18 protein-coding genes are annotated in these 17,487 nt (G+C 36.5%); 10 read left to right on the top strand and 8 right to left on the bottom strand.

The features are described from left to right. Positions 1-164 precede the first annotated feature (164 nt). The 6 genes from JML65_RS10180 to JML65_RS10155 all read right to left on the bottom strand — a co-directional run bounded on the left by JML65_RS10180 (position 165) and on the right by JML65_RS10155 (position 4,694). Positions 165-521 (bottom strand): nuclear transport factor 2 family protein, encoded by a 357-nt coding sequence (locus JML65_RS10180; protein ID WP_202270781.1) that lies wholly within the window; start codon positions 519-521, stop codon positions 165-167. After that, complete coding sequence (locus JML65_RS10175; RefSeq protein WP_202270780.1) at positions 496-1,101, bottom strand: FMN-dependent NADH-azoreductase; 606 nt, start codon at positions 1,099-1,101, stop codon at positions 496-498. Before JML65_RS10175 ends, JML65_RS10180 begins: the two co-directional genes overlap by 26 nt. Positions 1,102-1,144: 43 nt before the next feature. After that, positions 1,145-1,978 (bottom strand): sigma-70 family RNA polymerase sigma factor, encoded by an 834-nt coding sequence (locus JML65_RS10170; protein WP_202270779.1) that lies wholly within the window; start codon positions 1,976-1,978, stop codon positions 1,145-1,147. 173 nt (positions 1,979-2,151) lie between these two features. Further along, the gene (locus JML65_RS10165) at positions 2,152-2,694 is read right to left on the bottom strand and encodes a TetR/AcrR family transcriptional regulator (protein WP_202270778.1); all 543 of its coding nucleotides are present in this window, start codon (positions 2,692-2,694) and stop codon (positions 2,152-2,154) included. A gap of 167 nt (positions 2,695-2,861) precedes the next feature. Continuing rightward, positions 2,862-3,575 (bottom strand): hypothetical protein, encoded by a 714-nt coding sequence (locus tag JML65_RS10160; protein ID WP_202270777.1) that lies wholly within the window; start codon positions 3,573-3,575, stop codon positions 2,862-2,864. A gap of 237 nt (positions 3,576-3,812) precedes the next feature. Further along, complete coding sequence (locus JML65_RS10155) at positions 3,813-4,694, bottom strand: cupin-like domain-containing protein (protein ID WP_047490536.1); 882 nt, start codon at positions 4,692-4,694, stop codon at positions 3,813-3,815. Positions 4,695-5,330: 636 nt separating this feature from the next. Between JML65_RS10155 and JML65_RS10150 the strand changes: the two genes are divergently transcribed. The 5 genes from JML65_RS10150 (at position 5,331) to putP (ending at position 11,995) form a co-directional block, all read left to right on the top strand. Then, positions 5,331-5,723, top strand: coding sequence for a hypothetical protein (locus JML65_RS10150; RefSeq protein WP_047495230.1), 393 nt, complete (start codon positions 5,331-5,333; stop codon positions 5,721-5,723). A gap of 917 nt (positions 5,724-6,640) precedes the next feature. Then, positions 6,641-7,060: a DUF4279 domain-containing protein gene (locus JML65_RS10145; RefSeq protein ID WP_202270776.1), complete on the top strand. Its 420-nt coding sequence runs from the start codon at positions 6,641-6,643 to the stop codon at positions 7,058-7,060. Between the two features lie 164 nt (positions 7,061-7,224). Beyond that, on the top strand, positions 7,225-7,635 hold the full coding sequence (locus JML65_RS10140) for a hypothetical protein (protein ID WP_202270775.1): 411 nt from the start codon (positions 7,225-7,227) through the stop codon (positions 7,633-7,635). Between the two features lie 156 nt (positions 7,636-7,791). Then, the gene (locus tag JML65_RS10135) at positions 7,792-10,356 is read left to right on the top strand and encodes a M1 family aminopeptidase (RefSeq protein ID WP_202270774.1); all 2,565 of its coding nucleotides are present in this window, start codon (positions 7,792-7,794) and stop codon (positions 10,354-10,356) included. Positions 10,357-10,498: 142 nt separating this feature from the next. Then, positions 10,499-11,995, top strand: a complete 1,497-nt coding sequence (gene putP, locus JML65_RS10130) for a sodium/proline symporter PutP (protein ID WP_084084638.1) — start codon at positions 10,499-10,501, stop codon at positions 11,993-11,995. A 76-nt stretch (positions 11,996-12,071) separates the two neighbouring features. On the opposite strand, the gene JML65_RS10125 is transcribed toward putP, so the two are convergent. After that, on the bottom strand, positions 12,072-12,860 hold the full coding sequence (locus tag JML65_RS10125; RefSeq protein ID WP_202270773.1) for an MBL fold metallo-hydrolase: 789 nt from the start codon (positions 12,858-12,860) through the stop codon (positions 12,072-12,074). Between the two features lie 180 nt (positions 12,861-13,040). Next, complete coding sequence (locus JML65_RS10120) at positions 13,041-14,183, bottom strand: MFS transporter (protein WP_202270772.1); 1,143 nt, start codon at positions 14,181-14,183, stop codon at positions 13,041-13,043. A gap of 104 nt (positions 14,184-14,287) precedes the next feature. On the opposite strand from JML65_RS10120, the gene JML65_RS10115 reads away from it, so the two are divergent. The 5 genes from JML65_RS10115 to JML65_RS10095 all read left to right on the top strand — a co-directional run bounded on the left by JML65_RS10115 (position 14,288) and on the right by JML65_RS10095 (position 17,437). Further along, on the top strand, positions 14,288-14,683 hold the full coding sequence (locus tag JML65_RS10115; RefSeq protein ID WP_047496274.1) for a winged helix-turn-helix transcriptional regulator: 396 nt from the start codon (positions 14,288-14,290) through the stop codon (positions 14,681-14,683). Between the two features lie 77 nt (positions 14,684-14,760). Further along, positions 14,761-15,756, top strand: a complete 996-nt coding sequence (locus tag JML65_RS10110) for an MsnO8 family LLM class oxidoreductase (protein ID WP_202270771.1) — start codon at positions 14,761-14,763, stop codon at positions 15,754-15,756. A gap of 56 nt (positions 15,757-15,812) precedes the next feature. Then, a complete protein-coding gene (locus tag JML65_RS10105; RefSeq protein ID WP_202270770.1) occupies positions 15,813-16,391 on the top strand; it encodes an AAA family ATPase in 579 nt (192 codons plus the stop codon). A gap of 56 nt (positions 16,392-16,447) precedes the next feature. After that, positions 16,448-16,873: a GNAT family N-acetyltransferase gene (locus JML65_RS10100; protein WP_047496265.1), complete on the top strand. Its 426-nt coding sequence runs from the start codon at positions 16,448-16,450 to the stop codon at positions 16,871-16,873. 3 nt (positions 16,874-16,876) lie between these two features. Beyond that, positions 16,877-17,437 carry a DUF6624 domain-containing protein gene (locus JML65_RS10095; protein WP_202270769.1) on the top strand — a complete coding sequence of 187 codons (561 nt, stop codon included), beginning with the start codon at positions 16,877-16,879 and terminating at the stop codon, positions 17,435-17,437. Positions 17,438-17,487 lie beyond the last annotated feature (50 nt).

The following is a 17,487-nucleotide window of genomic DNA, read 5'->3' as shown; positions in this document are numbered from 1 at the left end:
GAACGATAACATTTGTAAAGAAATGTGAATGTGATAACAAAACGAGATATCGGTTAATAGAAAATTTGTTTTAACCACGAATGTTTTTGCTTCGATGCATAGAGTAGTACATTCGCAGCTAAAACAAAATATTACATAGAGAGGATGGTTTCTGAGAGTACCTTCTATTTGCTTTCTATGGAAGGCATATTGGTCATCACCTGCCATTTCCCATTTTCCTGTACACAGGTAATAAGAGAAGAAAACCTTAATACAGAGCTTTCCAGAGAAACCTTAGCGTAAGCAATATTGTTGTTGTGTTCCAGAAAATGATAGGTAATTTTACGTGGTTTTCCACCAAAAATTTTTTCCCGTACCAACCTGATATACTCGTTCTTGGGGATAACGAATATTCCAGGTTGATCAAAAAAACCGTCCTGGATATTCTGATAATCTTTGTGAAGGATCTCTTCTAAAACTTCTGTATCACTGTTGTCGCCTCCTTTAATGAATTTTTCAATGGCTTGTTGTATCTGTTGCATATGCATTGAGTTGTTTTAAAATTTCCGATTGTTGTATGAGTATTTTTTCACCGGTTCTGGACTGATCTACTGTACCATCCAGTGGGAAATAAGAGATTTCAGTGATTCCCATAAGGCTTAAAAGCTGAGTGAGGTGGTTTTCCAATGGATTCAATGTTTCAGTACTAATTCCTCCCATTGAAGAAATAATGTAAGCTTTTTTATTTGCAAGCAACCCTTTTGGGATGGAGCTGCCGGCAAATGTTTTTTTTGTTCTGATCACCAGATCAAAGTAAGCCTTCAAAGAAGACGGTATTCCATAGTTGTACATCGGACAGGTGATGAGAATTTCATTACATTGGTAGAGCTCATTGATCAGTTCATCAGATAGCTCAATATTTTCGGAATCCGGAATCTCACTGAAAAATGCATCGATTGTTTCCTGGGTAATATGAGGGATAAGCTTTCTCGTAACATCTCTTTCAATCATAATCCCTTCTGGGTTTTTTGTCTGCCATTGTTGGATAAAATAATCTCCTAAGGTCCTTGAATAGGAGCCTTCAGTTCTAAGACTGCTGTCGATTCTGAGTAATGTGTTCATACTTTTTTCTTTAAAGACACATAGCTTCTTTCAAACGTGACACTTATTGCAGTCTTTTTAATTTTTCTGGATCTACAATAGAATAGATTTCACGGATTAATCCCTTGGGATCAATATCTAAAATATGACAGTTGTAAATACGATCTCCCTGCCAGAAACAAATAGCAGGCTGATGATTAAAAATATGGAATGTATAAGGCCTGTTACCAAGAAATTGCTGCTGTACATAGGCCAGAAGCTGGGCAGTAGCAGATTTTCCAACTTCTACAGCTTTGATCACACGAACCCTTTTTCCACCATCCGCAGAAAGCCTGATATCATCGATGAGAAGTTTTTCAATATGAGGTACATTTCCTTCGCTTAATGCTTGCTGGTATTGATGAAGAATGGCCATATCAGGAGAAATACTGATAGAATCTGGGGTATATTTTATATTTTGCAGCTGTTTACCTGCACGGCTTAACAGTTTACGGGAATTTTCCACCGAAATATCAAGAGCCTCTGCAATTTCCTGGTGAGAATAGTCGAAAGCTTCCTTGAGAATATAGACTGCACGTTCTCTGGCATTCAGCTTTTCTAAAAGAACAAGCAGAGTATACCGGGCAGTCTGTTCTTTGATGAGTTTATTTTCTGCATTTTCAAAAGAAAGCGGCTCGGGAAGCCATTCTCCATACACCATCTTTTTGCTGTGCCTGTTTTTAAAATTAATAGCATGATTAATGGTGCTTTTGATCAGGAAATTAGTCTCATCCCTGATCTCTGATTTATCCAGTGAAATATATTTTTCTATAACATCCTGTACCAGATCCTGAGAATCCTCATAAGAACCGGTAATATTATAGGCATAGGTGAGGAGTCTGTTGTAATTTTCCTGCATGATATTTCTTTGTAAGACAAACTTAGTGAAGAAAACGTGACGGTTTTCATTAAAAAAAGATAAAAAAATATCAGACAACGGATGATCTAGTAGGAGTGGACTTTAGTCCGCTCTCGGTATAAAATATTCCACTGGCTTTAGTCAAAATCTATAATGCATACTATGTTGTTTCCTTATTTTAAAATGGAAGACTGAAGCAAATCTTTTAGGATGAGTTTGGATTTTTCTATTAATTCGTTTGATCTATAGAGCTGGCTGGTAAGTATTGAGCTTTCGAAAAGAAGGTAAATATGGGCTGATAAAATATCATTCTTAAGGTCCTTATTGAAGGAATCTCTCAATTTACCCTTGTGATCCCGGATTACATGATGAATTTCTGTCTTATCAACCGGTATTTCAGACATAATATTTAAGAAACTACATCCCCTGAAATCTTCTTTCTCATTCATATAGATCAAAAAATCAAATGATTTCATGAATTTTTCTTCCATGGTCTGTGCATCAGATATAAAGTTTTCCAACTCGGAGACCCAATAGTCAAATCTTTTATTAAAAAATTCGATGCATAGATCGTCTTTAGACTTAAAATGTTGGTAGAAGCTTGCTTTGGATACACTTGCTTCTTCAATAATCTGATTGATACCGGTACTGTTATAGCCTTGTTGATGAAAAAGGACCATAGCTGTACTTACGATTCTTTCGCGAGGTCTGGACATTGATTGTGGCTTTCCTGCAAATGTAAAGAAAATATGGACAGACTGGTGTGTTTGATATCTTACATGCTTTTTTGAACGGAAGGTACTGCTGTTGCACACAAAAAGTAAACCCCAGACGAATTAAGTGCTGATCTAGATAAAGGGAGAGAATCTACTTTAATTAATTTTTAAATAAATCCTCTTGCATAATAAAGCTGAATAATAAAAAACAGTAAAGTAAAGATCCATACTATATACGGATGATAACGGAAGTTTTCTTTCAGGATATAATGCAGGGCTTTGAACAGTTTAAAAAGACCGATAAGTCCTATAATGGTAAATACTAAGAAAACAATAAAAAATGCATAATCCCTGGCTCCATAGGTTTCCAGTTTTTCAAGATGGCCCAGGTAGGCCTGTACATTAACCGTCTGCCCAAGAAACATAGCCGAAAGAATGAGTAAAAAGAATGGAGTAGAGGTATAAACAGTTGTGTAGATGAACGAAAAAAGTAACGTACGAAAAGTAGATGTATTTACCTTTTCTTTTTTATACCATAATAATATCACACTGAATAATACCGCTGTAAAATTATTGATCAGGAATATAAATAAGGCTTTTTCCACCATACTTAATCCTTTGATCTTGGAAATAAAACTTTGTTCACCACCATAATCCATCAGCAATACAGAAATAATGACAGAGGTATATACCGAAAGTTTGATTGGCGATAAATAATCCTGGAAGCGTTCCGTTTCTTCTTTTTCCATTTCATGTACAGAAAAATCATAGCAACGCCTAGGCTCCTGAAACAATTTAAAAATAGTTACCGGAACCAATAGTATCTCGATAATAATCTGGAGACAGAGTTTCTCGAAGCTATCAATGAGTTTTTCAAACATATAGACCAAATAAAGAATGAGGAAATAGTTTGTCTATGCAATTTAAATAAAATTTTAATTGATATGATGGATAAACATGAAATTGTGTATTAAAGAATAAAGAATAAAGAATAAAGAATAAAGAATAAAGAATAAAGAGTAAAGAGTAAAGAGTAAAGAGTAAAGAGATTTTCAGTTATAATACAAAAACAGGCTGAAAGAAGCTTCTTTCAACCTGTTTTTTAATGAGTTTATTACTTATTTTGGCAGTCCTTTTTTTAGGGCTATATGAGCTCTCTCCACAGCCTTTCTTTCTTTCCAGTCCATATATCTCTTTTTATAGCGTCCCTTCATGAAATTATCAAAGTTTCGCTGAACGGTCAGATTCCAAAGAGAATGTGCCTTCACAGCCCAGCTTTTGTCCCATGCACGAAGAGAGATAGAGAAAGACCCATCCAGGTATTTCATCCAGTGCCACCAACCGGTAGGCATGAATAAAGTGTCTCCATGTTCCAGATAACATTCAATTCCTTCAATCCCATCCAGTGCCGGAAATTTTTCAAAATCAGGATTGGCAATATCATAATCTTCCAGAGCATATGTTGCATAAGGGAGCTTATACAAACGGGTCTTCCATTTGTATTCAAAAAGAAGAACATGCTTTCTTCCGTTAAAATGAGTATGGAAAATATGAGGCATGTCTATATCATAATGAAGGAAGGTTACAGAACCTTTTCCTCCAAAGAACATACTTGGATATTTGTCCAAAAATCCTCCCATCAGATTTTTGGGTGGGATATAATCATCCAGTAATTTGGGTGCAAATTTAATAGGGTCAAAAAAGAAAATTCTCAGATCGGTAGGCTCCCGTTGAATCAAATCAATATAGTCTGCGAATTTCATTTTGGTAGTAGGGGTGTTGATGGGGGCTGCAGGATCAGCTTTAGCACTGTCATATAAAGGGACAGTCACATCACCTACGACCTCTTTCATGTACTCCATTGTCCATTTTTGATAGGCAGGCCACTTTTTAGCCATATTCTTGATTACCACTGGCTTACATGGCTTTAGATACTTCTCACGGAAATCTTCTTGTGAAATGTCATCTACTACATCAATTGGTTTAAGGAATAGTCCCATTTGTTTAAAATATTAGGCTAAATTATTAAATATTTATGACAATGGATATAATGAATTTAATTTATTTGGAACTAATATAAATAAAAGGAGAATTGGGTGTTTTTTGCTTTGGTAATTTTAGCTTGTTTTGATATTTTGGTTGAGTTTTTTTAGAAAATGAACAGCTGCTAAATCATATTTATCAACAGCCAATAAATATGATTCAGTATAGCATCCTGAGAATGTAAATATAGTAGCAATAGGAATTATTGTGACGTTGATCAGAAAATATTTGAAATAGCTGTAAATTTATAAACAAATGTCTGATTAGCATGAGCTGGAAGCTCGCTCTCCGCTGCGCAAAGTCTGTGACTTTGAGCAGGTAAAAGTAAAACCACTGCAAATTGGACATGCCCGATTCTAAGTCACAAGAGTCATTGTTTTATAGATTACCAGTAAATAACTTTGAAAGAACTGAAGGGAAAGTAAATAGTTTTGGAAATACATATCAGACTTATATATGGACTGAAAGCAATTCAGAAGTTCAAAAAAAAGTAATTAACCCAACCTTAAAGAACGTTTTTAAACAAGCTATAACACCACCATCTATATTAACAAGACCTAGATTTTAAATCGAACATCTTAAATTTAATAAATATGAAAAAAAGTATAAGTTTAATTTTATTACCTTTTTTATTTTCGTGCCAAAATATTAGTAATGAAGAGATATATGGAAAATATTCACCCATATCATACAAGAATACATATGACACTCTAACAATTAACAAGGATGGGGTTTATAACAGGGTAATTTACAATATAAAAGGGAAGAAATTGTTGAATTACAATTCTAAATACAAATTAGATGGTTCTTCAATAAAGTTTTCTGATTTTTATTTGAATTTAGATAAAGATTTAATTGCTTTTCCCGAAGATGTTAATGATGTCGATATGACTTACACAACTTTTTTTGAAAAAAAGAATAAAAATATTGTTCTTTGTTTTGGATATCACGAAGGGGAAAATTGTTATCAAAAGATTCTAGAATAAATAAACAAAAACCTCCTCCGCTGTGCAAAGTCTGTGACTTTGAGCAGGTAAAAGTAAAACCACTGCAAATTGGACATGCCCTAAAAAGTGTCTAACTTTTTGGAGCATATCCAGATACATAGCTTTAGGAAAGGATTCATTTAAGTTTTTCTTTATAACAAATTCTGACAATGAATATAAGCATAAAGTTGATGTAGAAAAGTATAATGAACATTGGCTTTTACTGATAGATATTTCCGATTCTAAATCGAAGAGTTTAAGAATATTTCATGCTAATAGAGATGATTATCGTAAAGAATTAAAACTGTTTGAAGAAGAATTTATTGATAAACTTGAAAAATAAGTAATGTAAGTTTTTCTAGTATTCCTCTTCGCTAGCACGAGCTTATAACTCGTGCCCAGAATGAAACCAACTGCGAAAAGTTTATAACCTTGAGCAGATAACATTAAGCAAAGCTAACTTTTATGAGTTGGCTTTGTTTTTTTCCCTAACGGAATGGCTGTGGCAAGATTGATCTTCAACACCTAGACCCAGAAATATGGGCTGTCTTATACTAAGCATTATTATGTAGGAAATCAGCCCCTCGCTGGTGCGAGCATCTTGCTCGTGCTTAGAATAAAAATCAAATCACTTGCATTGCAAGGGTTTTGGCTTTACAGTACTATTATGATCATTTTTCCTATTTTAGAATATGAACAAAAGCTAAATTATATCCATCAAAATCCTGTTGTAAGCAGTTTTGTGATAGAACCATGGGAATGTAAATATAGTAGCAATAGGAATTATTGTGACGTTGATCAGAAAATATTGGAAATAGCTGTAAATTTATAAACAAATGTCTGATTAACATGAGCTGGAAGCTAGCTCCATTGGGGAACCAATACATACGGGTGAATATATAACTGACAAATAAATTATGGATTACAATACTAATATCAAGATAACTTTTTCAATATTTGGATGTTCTTTTGATCCAAACGATTTTACACTATTATTAGGAATTGTTCCTACCAATACATGGATGGAAGGAGAATTGATCCCAAATAATAAAAAAAATAAAAAGAGAGAGGAATCAGCATGGGAATATTCAGTACATTCTGGTACGGTATATTTTGAGGAAGTTTCAGATAAACTTGTTGCTGTTTTTAAAGAGAAGATGTCACTTGTGGATAATTATATAAATGAAATAAATCATCTTACAATAAAATTTGATATTGTGTTGGAAATAATAGAAGAACAAGGTATAGTATTATATTTTAATAAATCTTTTTTAAATATGGTAAATGAATTAAATGCAGAAATTGAAGTTGATACTTATATTTTAAAAAGTGAATAAGTATAAAATATAAAATTTATGAAAGAAAAGTCGTACTAGGAATTATTGTGACGTTGATCAGGAGATATTGGAAATAGCTGTAAATTTATAAACAAATGTCATGATTAATATGAGCTGGAAGCTCGCTCCAGCGGGAAAGATGGCTGACATTATTAAATCTAAAGATGAAAAAAAGAAATAGTTTTTTTGCGTTAGTGCTTTTGGTATTCCTTATTTTCATTGGTTGTAAGAATACATCCTCTGAATGTAAGACTGATGCTATTCAGATTGAAAATAGATGGTATGATAAAAACGGAGGGATAGATTATCTGGATGTGAAGGATAAGAAAGATATAACGTTTATATGTAGCAGAATTAATAATTTTCCGGAAGGAAAAGACGTAAGAATTGCATACAGTTATGGATATATAGATATATATTTAAATGATAGAAAAATTCAAGCCATTTTTACAGTTAGAAACGGAGTTGTTTATCGGGTAGGAATTGGAAAGTACGCCTATGATGAAGCATTAACAAAGCGTATAATGAAACTACTAAGAATAAGCAGTCGTTGTTGGGGAGAAGATTGTAAATAAAAAATAATAACAAAGTTTCCTTTTGCCTGAGCAAGCCTGCAACTGGTACCCAAAATAAAAAACAAAACTTTCATAGCCGTGAAGATTTTGTTTTACAGTAAAATTCTGGTGGATGTTTCTATTTTCCATCACAATTTCAATTCTTATATTTGAATTATGAAAAAAGGGGTACTAGCATTATGTTTTGTTATTTTTAGCAGTAGTTATCATACACAGGTAACATCTTTACCGAAGATTGAATCCGGTGTTTCATATGAATTGGCTCAGTTGAGAAAAAATACAATAAATGAAATCAAATATGAGCTCAGTCTGAAGATTCCTGAAAGCAAATCGGAGAGGATTTCGGGGACAGAAGTTCTTCGTTTTAACTATAAAAAACAAAATGAAGCCCCACTGCAGATCGATTTTAAAGAAGAAGCTTCTTCACTGATATCAGTGTCTGTGAATGGGCAGATGACAAAACCTGCTCTGGAAAACGAACATGTAATCATTGACGCAAAATACCTGAAATCAGGAATGAATCAGATTCATTTCACTTTTCTTGCCGGTAATGGAGCTTTGAACAGGCGTGATGGCTACTTATATGCTTTATTTGTACCGGACCGTGCGCGGACAATGTTTCCGTGTTTTGACCAGCCTAACTTGAAAGCTAATTATTCTTTGACCTTAACCATCCCTGAAAAATGGAGTGCCATAGCGAATGGAAAGCTTAAGGAAACAACTGTCTTGCAAGGGCAAAAAACCTTAGAGTTTAATCAGTCGGATTTACTTCCCACTTATCTCTTTTCTTTTGCTGCCGGAGATTTTAAGACCTCTACAGAAAAAATAGGTCAGCAGGACTCCAGACTTTTATACCGTGAAACGGATTCCGTGAAAATTAAAAACAGCATGGATTCTATTTTCTCGCTGTATAGAAACTCTCTTGCTTACTTCGAAAAATGGACTGATATTCCTCATCCTTTTCAAAAGCATGGAATGGTTGCCGTTCCTGATTTTCAGTTTGGAGGAATGGAGCACCCCGGAGCTATCTTATTTCAAAATTCCACATTGTTTTTAGATCAAAATGCTACTCAAAATCAATTGAATAACCGTTCCAATCTCATTGCCCACGAGGTGGCTCATCTCTGGTTTGGAGATATGGTGACCATGAACTGGTTTAATGATGTTTGGATGAAAGAAGTGTTCGCCAATTTTATGGCGGATAAAAGTACCGGAGCTTCTTCGGATAAAAGTGTTTATGACCTGAAGTTTTTAACAACACATTTCCCGGCTGCATATGGAGTAGATCGTACATTGGGAGCAAATCCCATCCGACAGGTTTTGGATAATCTTCAAAATGCAGGGATGATGTATGGCCCGATTATTTATAACAAAGCGCCGATCATGATGCGTCAGCTGGAATTGTTGATTGGAGAGGATAACTTCAAAAAAGGGGTGAGCGAGTATCTTAAAAAATATGCTTACAATAATGCAAGCTGGCCGGATCTTATTGCTATTTTAGACAACCATACACCGGAAGATCTGCAAAGCTGGAATAAAGTATGGGTTAATGATCCCGGAAGACCTGTCATAGATTATGATGTGAAGTATAGAGATAATACAATTGAACACTTTAGTCTGTCTCAGCGTCCGGAATATGGAAAGGACCAAAAATTATGGCCTCAGGAGTTTCAGTTAAGTCTGTTTTATACTGACAGGGTAGAAAAGGTTAACGTAAAACTATCCAAGAAACAACAGGAAGTTTCAGCATTAAAAGGGAAAGCAAAGCCTCTTTTTATCCTGCAGAATTCCTCAGGAATAGGGTATGGAGTATTCAAAACGGATCATGCTCTCATCAAAAACTTTTCTGTAGTAAAAGATCCGATCAACCGTGCCAGTGCATATATCTCATTGTATGAAAATATGCTGAATGGTTCAGGAGTGACTCCGCAAGATTTACTGAACTTTTTTGCCGGACAATTATCAACAGAAAGTACAGAACTGAACCTTCGTTTAATTACCGGTTATATCGCAACCATTTATTGGGAATTCTTACCTGAAAATACGCGACTGAAAGAATCAGGAAATATAGAAAACATGCTTTGGAAAGCGTTGCAGATACAAACGGCGAAAAACAACAAGAAAATTTTATTTGATGGCTATCAGGGCATTTTTCAGTCTCAACAGGCCTATGATAATCTGTATACGATCTGGAAGTCCCAGACTCCACCGAAAGATGTATCTCTTAATGATGAAGATTTTACCAGCCTTGCCCTTTCTTTAGCACTACGAAACACCAATAATAATGATTTGCTGCAGGAACAGTTGACCAGAATTAAAAATCCGGACCGCATAAATCGTTTTAAAATTATTATGCAAGCCGCTTCATCAGATCAAAAAGTTCGTGACGATTTCTTCAACGGTCTTACGCAAAAACAGAACAGAACGAATGAATCTGCTGTAGGTGCTGCATTAGGCTATCTACACCATCCACTGAGACAACAGACTTCTATTCAGTATCTGCCTAAATCCTTAGAACTGTTACAGGAAATACAGAAAACAGGAGATATCTTTTTCCCGGATAACTGGCTGCGGTCAACATTTAGTAATTATCAGAATCCAAAAGCACTAGAAACTGTTAATCAGTTTCTTTCACAGCACCCGGATTATAATGTGATTCTAAAAAATAAAATTCTGCAGGCAACAGACAATCTGAAAAGAGCTCAGGTACTGCTGAAATAGTACGACCCTGTTTCTGAGATAAATACTAAAAGCCCTGGTGAATTTACCAAGGCTTTTTATATTGACAGCATAGACTGTTTCCGGACACCAACCTTCCATTTTTCAAAAAATAACTATCTTCGGGCTTCATAAAAAAAATGATATGCAAGTATATGAAGGGATTTCTGTGGGGTTGTATCTGTTATTGATGATAGGTATAGGCATATATTCTTATAGAAAATCAACAAGTAATTCGGAGGAGTTTTTAATTGGAGGTAGAAAAATGGGGGCGGCTGTTACAGCCTTGTCTGCCGGAGCTGCGGACATGAGTGGCTGGCTGCTGATGGGAGTTCCCGGTGCCATGTATTTATCTGGAATTTCCAGTTCCTGGATTGCGATAGGTTTAACGATTGGGGCTTATCTCAACTACATCATTGTAGCACCAAGGCTCAGGATTTATACCGAGGTAGCTCAGAATGCCATTACAATACCTGTATTTTTTGAAAACAGGTTTAAAAATAAAAACCATCTTCTGAAGATCACTTCTTCTATTTTTATTCTCGTATTTTTCACACTCTACACCTCAGCGGGAATGGTTTCCGGAGGAAAGCTGTTTGAATCGGCTTTTGGAATGGATTATACGGTAGGGCTACTCGTAACGAGCTTAGTTGTTGTCTTGTATACCTTTTTGGGAGGATTCCTTGCAGTAAGTCTTACCGACTTTGTACAGGGAACGATTATGGTATTGGCCCTGGTTATTGTACCGATTGTAGCGATTTCTGAAATCGGAAGCTTTCAGGAGACATTTTCACTGATTAAAGCGAAAGATCCTAAATATCTGGATTTATTTCAGGGAACTACCACAATAAGTATTGTATCTTTATTAGCCTGGGGACTTGGATATTGTGGGCAACCGCATATTTTGGTGCGTTTCATGGCGATAGATAAGCCGAAAGATTTGATCAAGGCAAGAAGAATAGGGATTACATGGATGATCTTTACCGTAGCCGGAGCTTTAGCCATAGGATTGGTTGGGATTGCTTACCTGCAAAAGTTTGATCTTGCAACGATGATGAAATTTGATGGATCAAAGACAGAAGCAGAGACTATTTTCATTTATTTCTCAAGAATATTATTCCATCCATTTATTGCAGGATTCCTGCTTACGGCTATTCTGGCCGCTGTAATGAGTACTATTTCTTCGCAATTGCTGGTAACCTCCAGTTCATTAACGGAAGATATTTATAAAGCTTTTCTGAACAAAAAAGCAACACCAAAACAATTATTGATTACCAGCAGGGTTTCCGTATTGTTGGTTGCGGTTATTGCTGTTCTTTTATCATTGGACCCTAAAGACAGTATTCTGAACCTCGTAGGAAATGCCTGGGCAGGTTTTGGTTCCGCATTCGGTCCTTTGATCCTTCTATCCCTTTTATGGAAGAAAACAACCTGGCAGGGAGGTTTTGCCGGGATGTTGGTAGGTGGAGTAACAGTACTGGCATGGGTCTATTTTCAGCATCCGTTTAAAGACTGGTACGAAATGATTCCCGGTTTTACCCTTTCATTACTTACCAATATCATTGTTTCTCTATTGACCTATAAGCATGATACAGTGATTGAGAACGAATTTGATGAGGTGAATAAAATCATGAAGGACTAATATTTCCAACCGATATACAACATAAAAAAAACAAACCCTTGCGGACAGCAGGGGTTTGTTGTATACAGTAAAGAAACTAAGGTCTGCAAAAGACTAAACCCTTTCCTACGGTAAATTTTGAAAACTCTTCGCGGTCATGATATCCGAAAACCTCTATTTCAGGATGTTCTCTAACCAGTTCTTTTAGCTTTTCTAACGATTCCAGACGCTTTTCATTGTCATCAGCCCTTGCAGCCGTCAATTCACTTACAGGATGGTATTTATCTTCTAATTCTTCTCTCAGATAATAAGCATCCCCTACATATAAAAGCCATTTTCCTTCCCAGTGTATGGCAACTCCACAATGCCCAAGAGTATGTCCAAATAAAGGAATTAGCAGGATTTCGGTCTCCAGTCCTGTATGGATTCTCCTTGCTTCCAACCCAAACCACAGTTTATTCGAGGCTGAATATTCAATGATTTCAGGATGGTGAGTCAGGTGGCCTTGCAGATAACGGGGATTTTCGCTATAAAAATTAATAAGCTCTTCCGTTGAGCAATGTACTGCAGCATCCGGAAAATCTGCCAGCCCTCCGGTGTGATCCGGATCCAGATGGCTTATGATACAGTGTTTTACGTGAGCCGGATTTAATCCGAGTTTTTGGATTTGATGAAATGCTGTAAGCTCTATGTCCAGCTGAAAACCTACGGCCTCTATCAGGTCTTTTCCAAGTCTTTGATCAGGATTTTCAACATCCTGAATACCCACTCCGGTATCAATCAGCACTAATTGGTCATTTTCCTCTATCAGCAGGCAGTGTCCGATGACATCATCATTCATGGGTATAACTACTCTTACACAGTTAAGGTGGTGTATTCTCTTCATATTTTAAATAGACTGAAATTCACCTACAAATTACAAATTATACTTCATTTCTTATTGTTGGTTTAAGGTTTTTATCCTGTAATGCCAGGAGATTGAAAGAATATATGAGGAAGAGGATTGTAACCAATTAAATATGCATAAATTTTAAACTATAAGCTTTGAATGAGGCGTAAACCGTGTTTATTCAATCAACTTTTTCTTTAAGATCAATATAAGCAGTGCTCCTGTTATGCATATAACACTTGACCATACAATATTTTTAATCCCATAATGGGAAATCCAGAAACCTCCCAGTAAAGTTCCTGCTGTTACGGCAAAATTGCCACAGGACGTAAAAATGCTGTTGATAAGTTCAGGAGAACCGGAAGTGGATGAGGTGACATTGATATTACTGATCAGAAAGCCTCCCGAATGAATCAACCCCCAAAAGCAGATGATCCCTATCATCGGAATGAAAAATCCTCCATAGTAGCAAATCAATAAATGGATACCGATCAACAGGATTAAAAAAATAAAGGTTGTTTCAAATGGAAACCGGGACATATAGTTTCCGGCCATTTTATTTCCAAAAACCCCTACAGTTCCAAACAGAAAAAGCATCATGCTGATCTGTCTGCCATTCATTAGACTCACATTCTTTAAAAAATCAGCCATATATCCATACGTAGAATACATTGCCGTTATGGTAAAAAATGCAAGAAAAAGGTTGGTCCATAAACATTTACTTTGTACTCTTGTACTGCTGAATCTGATGGGTGACTCACCGGTATTTTGGATAGAGGGTAAAAATAACTGAACGCCTGCCAGCGCCAGTATATTAATGAAAGCAGTCAGAAGAAAAGAGGATTGCCAGGAAAATAAGTCAGACATTAAAGTAGCTAGTGGAACTCCAAGCACTGTTGCCAGAGTTAGTCCGGAAAAAATAATACTTACCGCCTTTGATTTGTTTTCTGGAGTTGAATTTTTTTCAGCAACAGATAGTGAAATGGACCAATATACCGGGTGAAAAAATGCAGGAATCATTCTGGCAGCCAATAGTATATAGAAATTGGTGATATAAGCTGACAGAATATTTGCCACGGTAAAAATACAAAGAGAAGCAACCAGTAGATTCTTTCTTTTGAAAGATGAAAAGAGAATGATCATAAAGGGCCCGAAAAGGGCAACAATCAACGCGAAAATACTTAAGAGCCATCCTGCTTTGTCAATCGGGACATGAAATGCAGAAGCAATTTCCGGTAATACCCCAATGACCCCAAATTCTGTGGTGGTAATTCCAAAAACGCCTAAAGCAAGCACATAAAGATTTCTTTTTGATTTCATATTTTTTTGTGCAAATTTGCAAAATGGGCTATCAGAAAACTATATACTTACCTTTTAGTTCTATACTCACCTTTATGAAAGGGGATCTGTAAAAAATGATTATTATGCCAGAATTTTTTCATGATAAAAGACTGTATTATACACCTATCGAGTTTGGATTAAGCCACATTGGAGGAACCTGGAAGATGCCCATTTTATGGAGGTTACAGGAAAAACCACTTCGTTTCAGTGAGCTTAAAAAAGATATTCCGCATATCACGGATAAGATGCTGACCAGTCAGCTTCGGGAGCTGGAAGCTAAAGATATGATTCATCGTGAAGTATTTCCGGTAGTCCCTCCAAAGGTAGAGTACAGCCTTACAGAAAAAGGAAAGAAAGCGATTCCTGTTATCGAAACCATTATGATGTTTGGATATGATCTTATCAAAGAGGAAGGAATAACCTTTCCTCCTAAAGAAGAAAAGAGTCTCAGTGAGAAAGACAGCATACCCGGTACATAATTTTAAAACTCAGTACATACACCAAACTTCCTTTTTTACTATCTTCACATGAATAGTTCAAAATCTGATTCAAGAGTATGAAATTAAAACTGGGGATATTAGATCAGTCACCTACCTCCATGAGTGGTAATGCATTATCAGCATTGACTCACAGTATTGATCTCGCCTTAATGGCTGAAGAAACCGGCTTCCATAGTCTAATGTATGCTGAGCATCACGGTGTAGAAGCATATGGCAGCTCAAGTCCTGAACTTTTAGCGGCTATTATCCTGAGTAAAACAAAACGGATAAAAGTAGGAACAGCCGGAATTATGATGAGAAACTATTCGGCTTATAAAATAGCAGAATGGACGAAACTGCTGGGAAGTATATATCCGGGACGCTTTATCCTCGGATTGGGAAAAGCTCCCGGAGGGCTGAAAGATGCAGTAATGGCCTTAAATAATCATAAGCCTGTAGTTTTATCCAGTATGGAAACGAAGCTTGAGGAGATTATCCAGTTTCTCAAAGAAGAAAAAGGAGTTTATGAAAATCTTATTGCACAGCCTACCCATCTGGAGCAGCTTCCTGAAATTTTTTGGCTGGGTTCCGGTATAACATCAGCCAGTGAAGCCGCAAAACACGGAATAGGATATTCTTTTGCTGCCTTTATGAACAGTGAAAATGGAACAGAGAATACGGAGGCCTATCTTCAGCAATTTGATCCCACCCAGTATACTTCCAGCTCTTCATTGCAGGTGGCAGTAGCTGTCTCGGTGGCAGAAACTATAGAAAAAGCCAGACGTAATGCATATGGAATGGCTTATCAGTTTTTACAGTCAAGACAGCTGGTCAGTCCGGAGGCCCTTTTTCCGCCTGAAATGGTAGAACAAAAAGTATTGGGGACTCAGGATGAGAAAGAGTTTTTCAGTATCTTAGATCGGATGATAATAGAGACGCCTCAGTCGGTGTCAGTAAAATTAGAACATATTGCAGAACAATACGGTACGGATGATATTTTGGTTCTAAGCAATATGTACCGGGAAGAAGACCGGATCAATACCTATCAAAGCATTATTAAAAATAATACATAACTGCATTTCCGTTTCATATGGAAATGTATTCCAATCATTAACCCTATGAAATAAAAATGGAAAAAGAAACTCCAATATTATACGTTATTACCGGAGGTCCGGGATCAGGCAAAACCACATTGCTTGAGGAGCTGGGCAGGAAAGGTTTTATAACCGTCCCTGAAGAGGGGCGGAGAATTATTAAAGAGCAGCTTAGGCTGAACGGTGAAGGATTGCCCTGGATAAACAAAATTCTTTTTGCAAAGCTGATGTTTGAAGCTTCTGTAGCAGCCTATCAGAAAATAAGCCGGATTCCTGATTTGAAAACGGCTTTCTTTGACCGGGGAATATTAGATACAATCGGTTATCTCAAAACAGAAAATATTCGCGTTCCGGAGGAGATGAAAACACAAGCCGGAGCAATGGCTTATCATAAAAATGTTTTTATTCTTCCACCCTGGCATGAGATTTATGAGAACGATCCGGAAAGGAAGCAGACCCCGGAAGAAGCAGTACTTACCTTTGATTGTATAAAAGAAACTTATCTGGAATTTGGATACCATGTAATAGAGGTTCCTAAAGATACGCTACAGCGGAGACTTCAGTTTATTCTTGAAAAAATTGGGGCAGATAATTCTGATTCAGCGGTTTCGTAGACTATTATTTTGTAACTTGATCAGGCCATTGAGTTTCCTTTTAAAATAATAACGCTATGAATATCAGAAGAATGAAAGAAGAAGATCAGGAATTTGTTATAGCATTGCTGGATCAGTTGGGATACCCTGATACAGGAAAATTTCTTTCCCAAAAAATAAAAAAACTTTTACGTGACCCTAACGAATATCTTGCCGTTGCAGAGAACTCAGACGGTAGGGTTGTTGCTTTTATTTCTGTTCATATTATTCCGCAGATTGCTCTTCAGGGAGATTTTGCAAGGATCAGTTATTTTTCAGTAGATGAAAACTACAGAAGTTCAGGAATCGGAAAGCTTCTGGAAGAATACTGTGAAAAAGTGGCCCGTGAGCAAAGCTGCGATAGAATAGAGGTGCATTGTAATGTCAATAGAGAAAAAGCACATCAGTTTTATTACAGGCAAGGCTATACAGAATCACCTAAATATCTGATCAAAAAACTTTAAATAATGGAGTATCAATTCTCAAAAGAACTCATAGAACTTGCCAATCATGATTTGTCCGTAAGGGAAAGGCTGACGGCCAAAGGAGAACTGTCCGGAGGGTACCACCCTGAAATGGAAGCTGTTCATCAAACCCATGCAAAGCGGCTTAGAGAAATTATTAAAGAAATTGGCTTTCCAACGATTTCAAAAGTAGGAGAAGAAGCAAGTGATGCTGCCTGGCTGATTATCCAACATTCTATAGGAGAGCCTGCATTTATGAAAGAATGCTATATCATGATGGATGAGAATAGTAATGATATCAACCCCAAAAACAAAGCATACTTATACGACCGGATTCAGGTGTTTCAAAGTAAACCCCAAAAATATGGAACCCAGCTTATTCCTGAAAGAAGACTATATCCTGTAGAAAATAAAGAGAACATCAATGAAGAACGGATTAAAGTAAGCCTGCCACCATTATCCCTGGAAGATATCAACCGGATTCCCGCCTCTGAAGATATTCCTGAAATGGACGCCAGAGAGAAAGAATATACATTATGGAGAGAAAAGGTAGGTTGGATATAAAAAGATAAAATGGAGTATGATGATCTCAGCTTCTGTTCCTTTCTACTCAC

It is taken from the genome of Chryseobacterium sp. KMC2, from assembly GCF_016756935.1.
GTDB classification, from domain to species: domain Bacteria; phylum Bacteroidota; class Bacteroidia; order Flavobacteriales; family Weeksellaceae; genus Chryseobacterium; species Chryseobacterium rhizosphaerae.
This window is presented reverse-complemented; position numbering and strand designations above follow the sequence as displayed.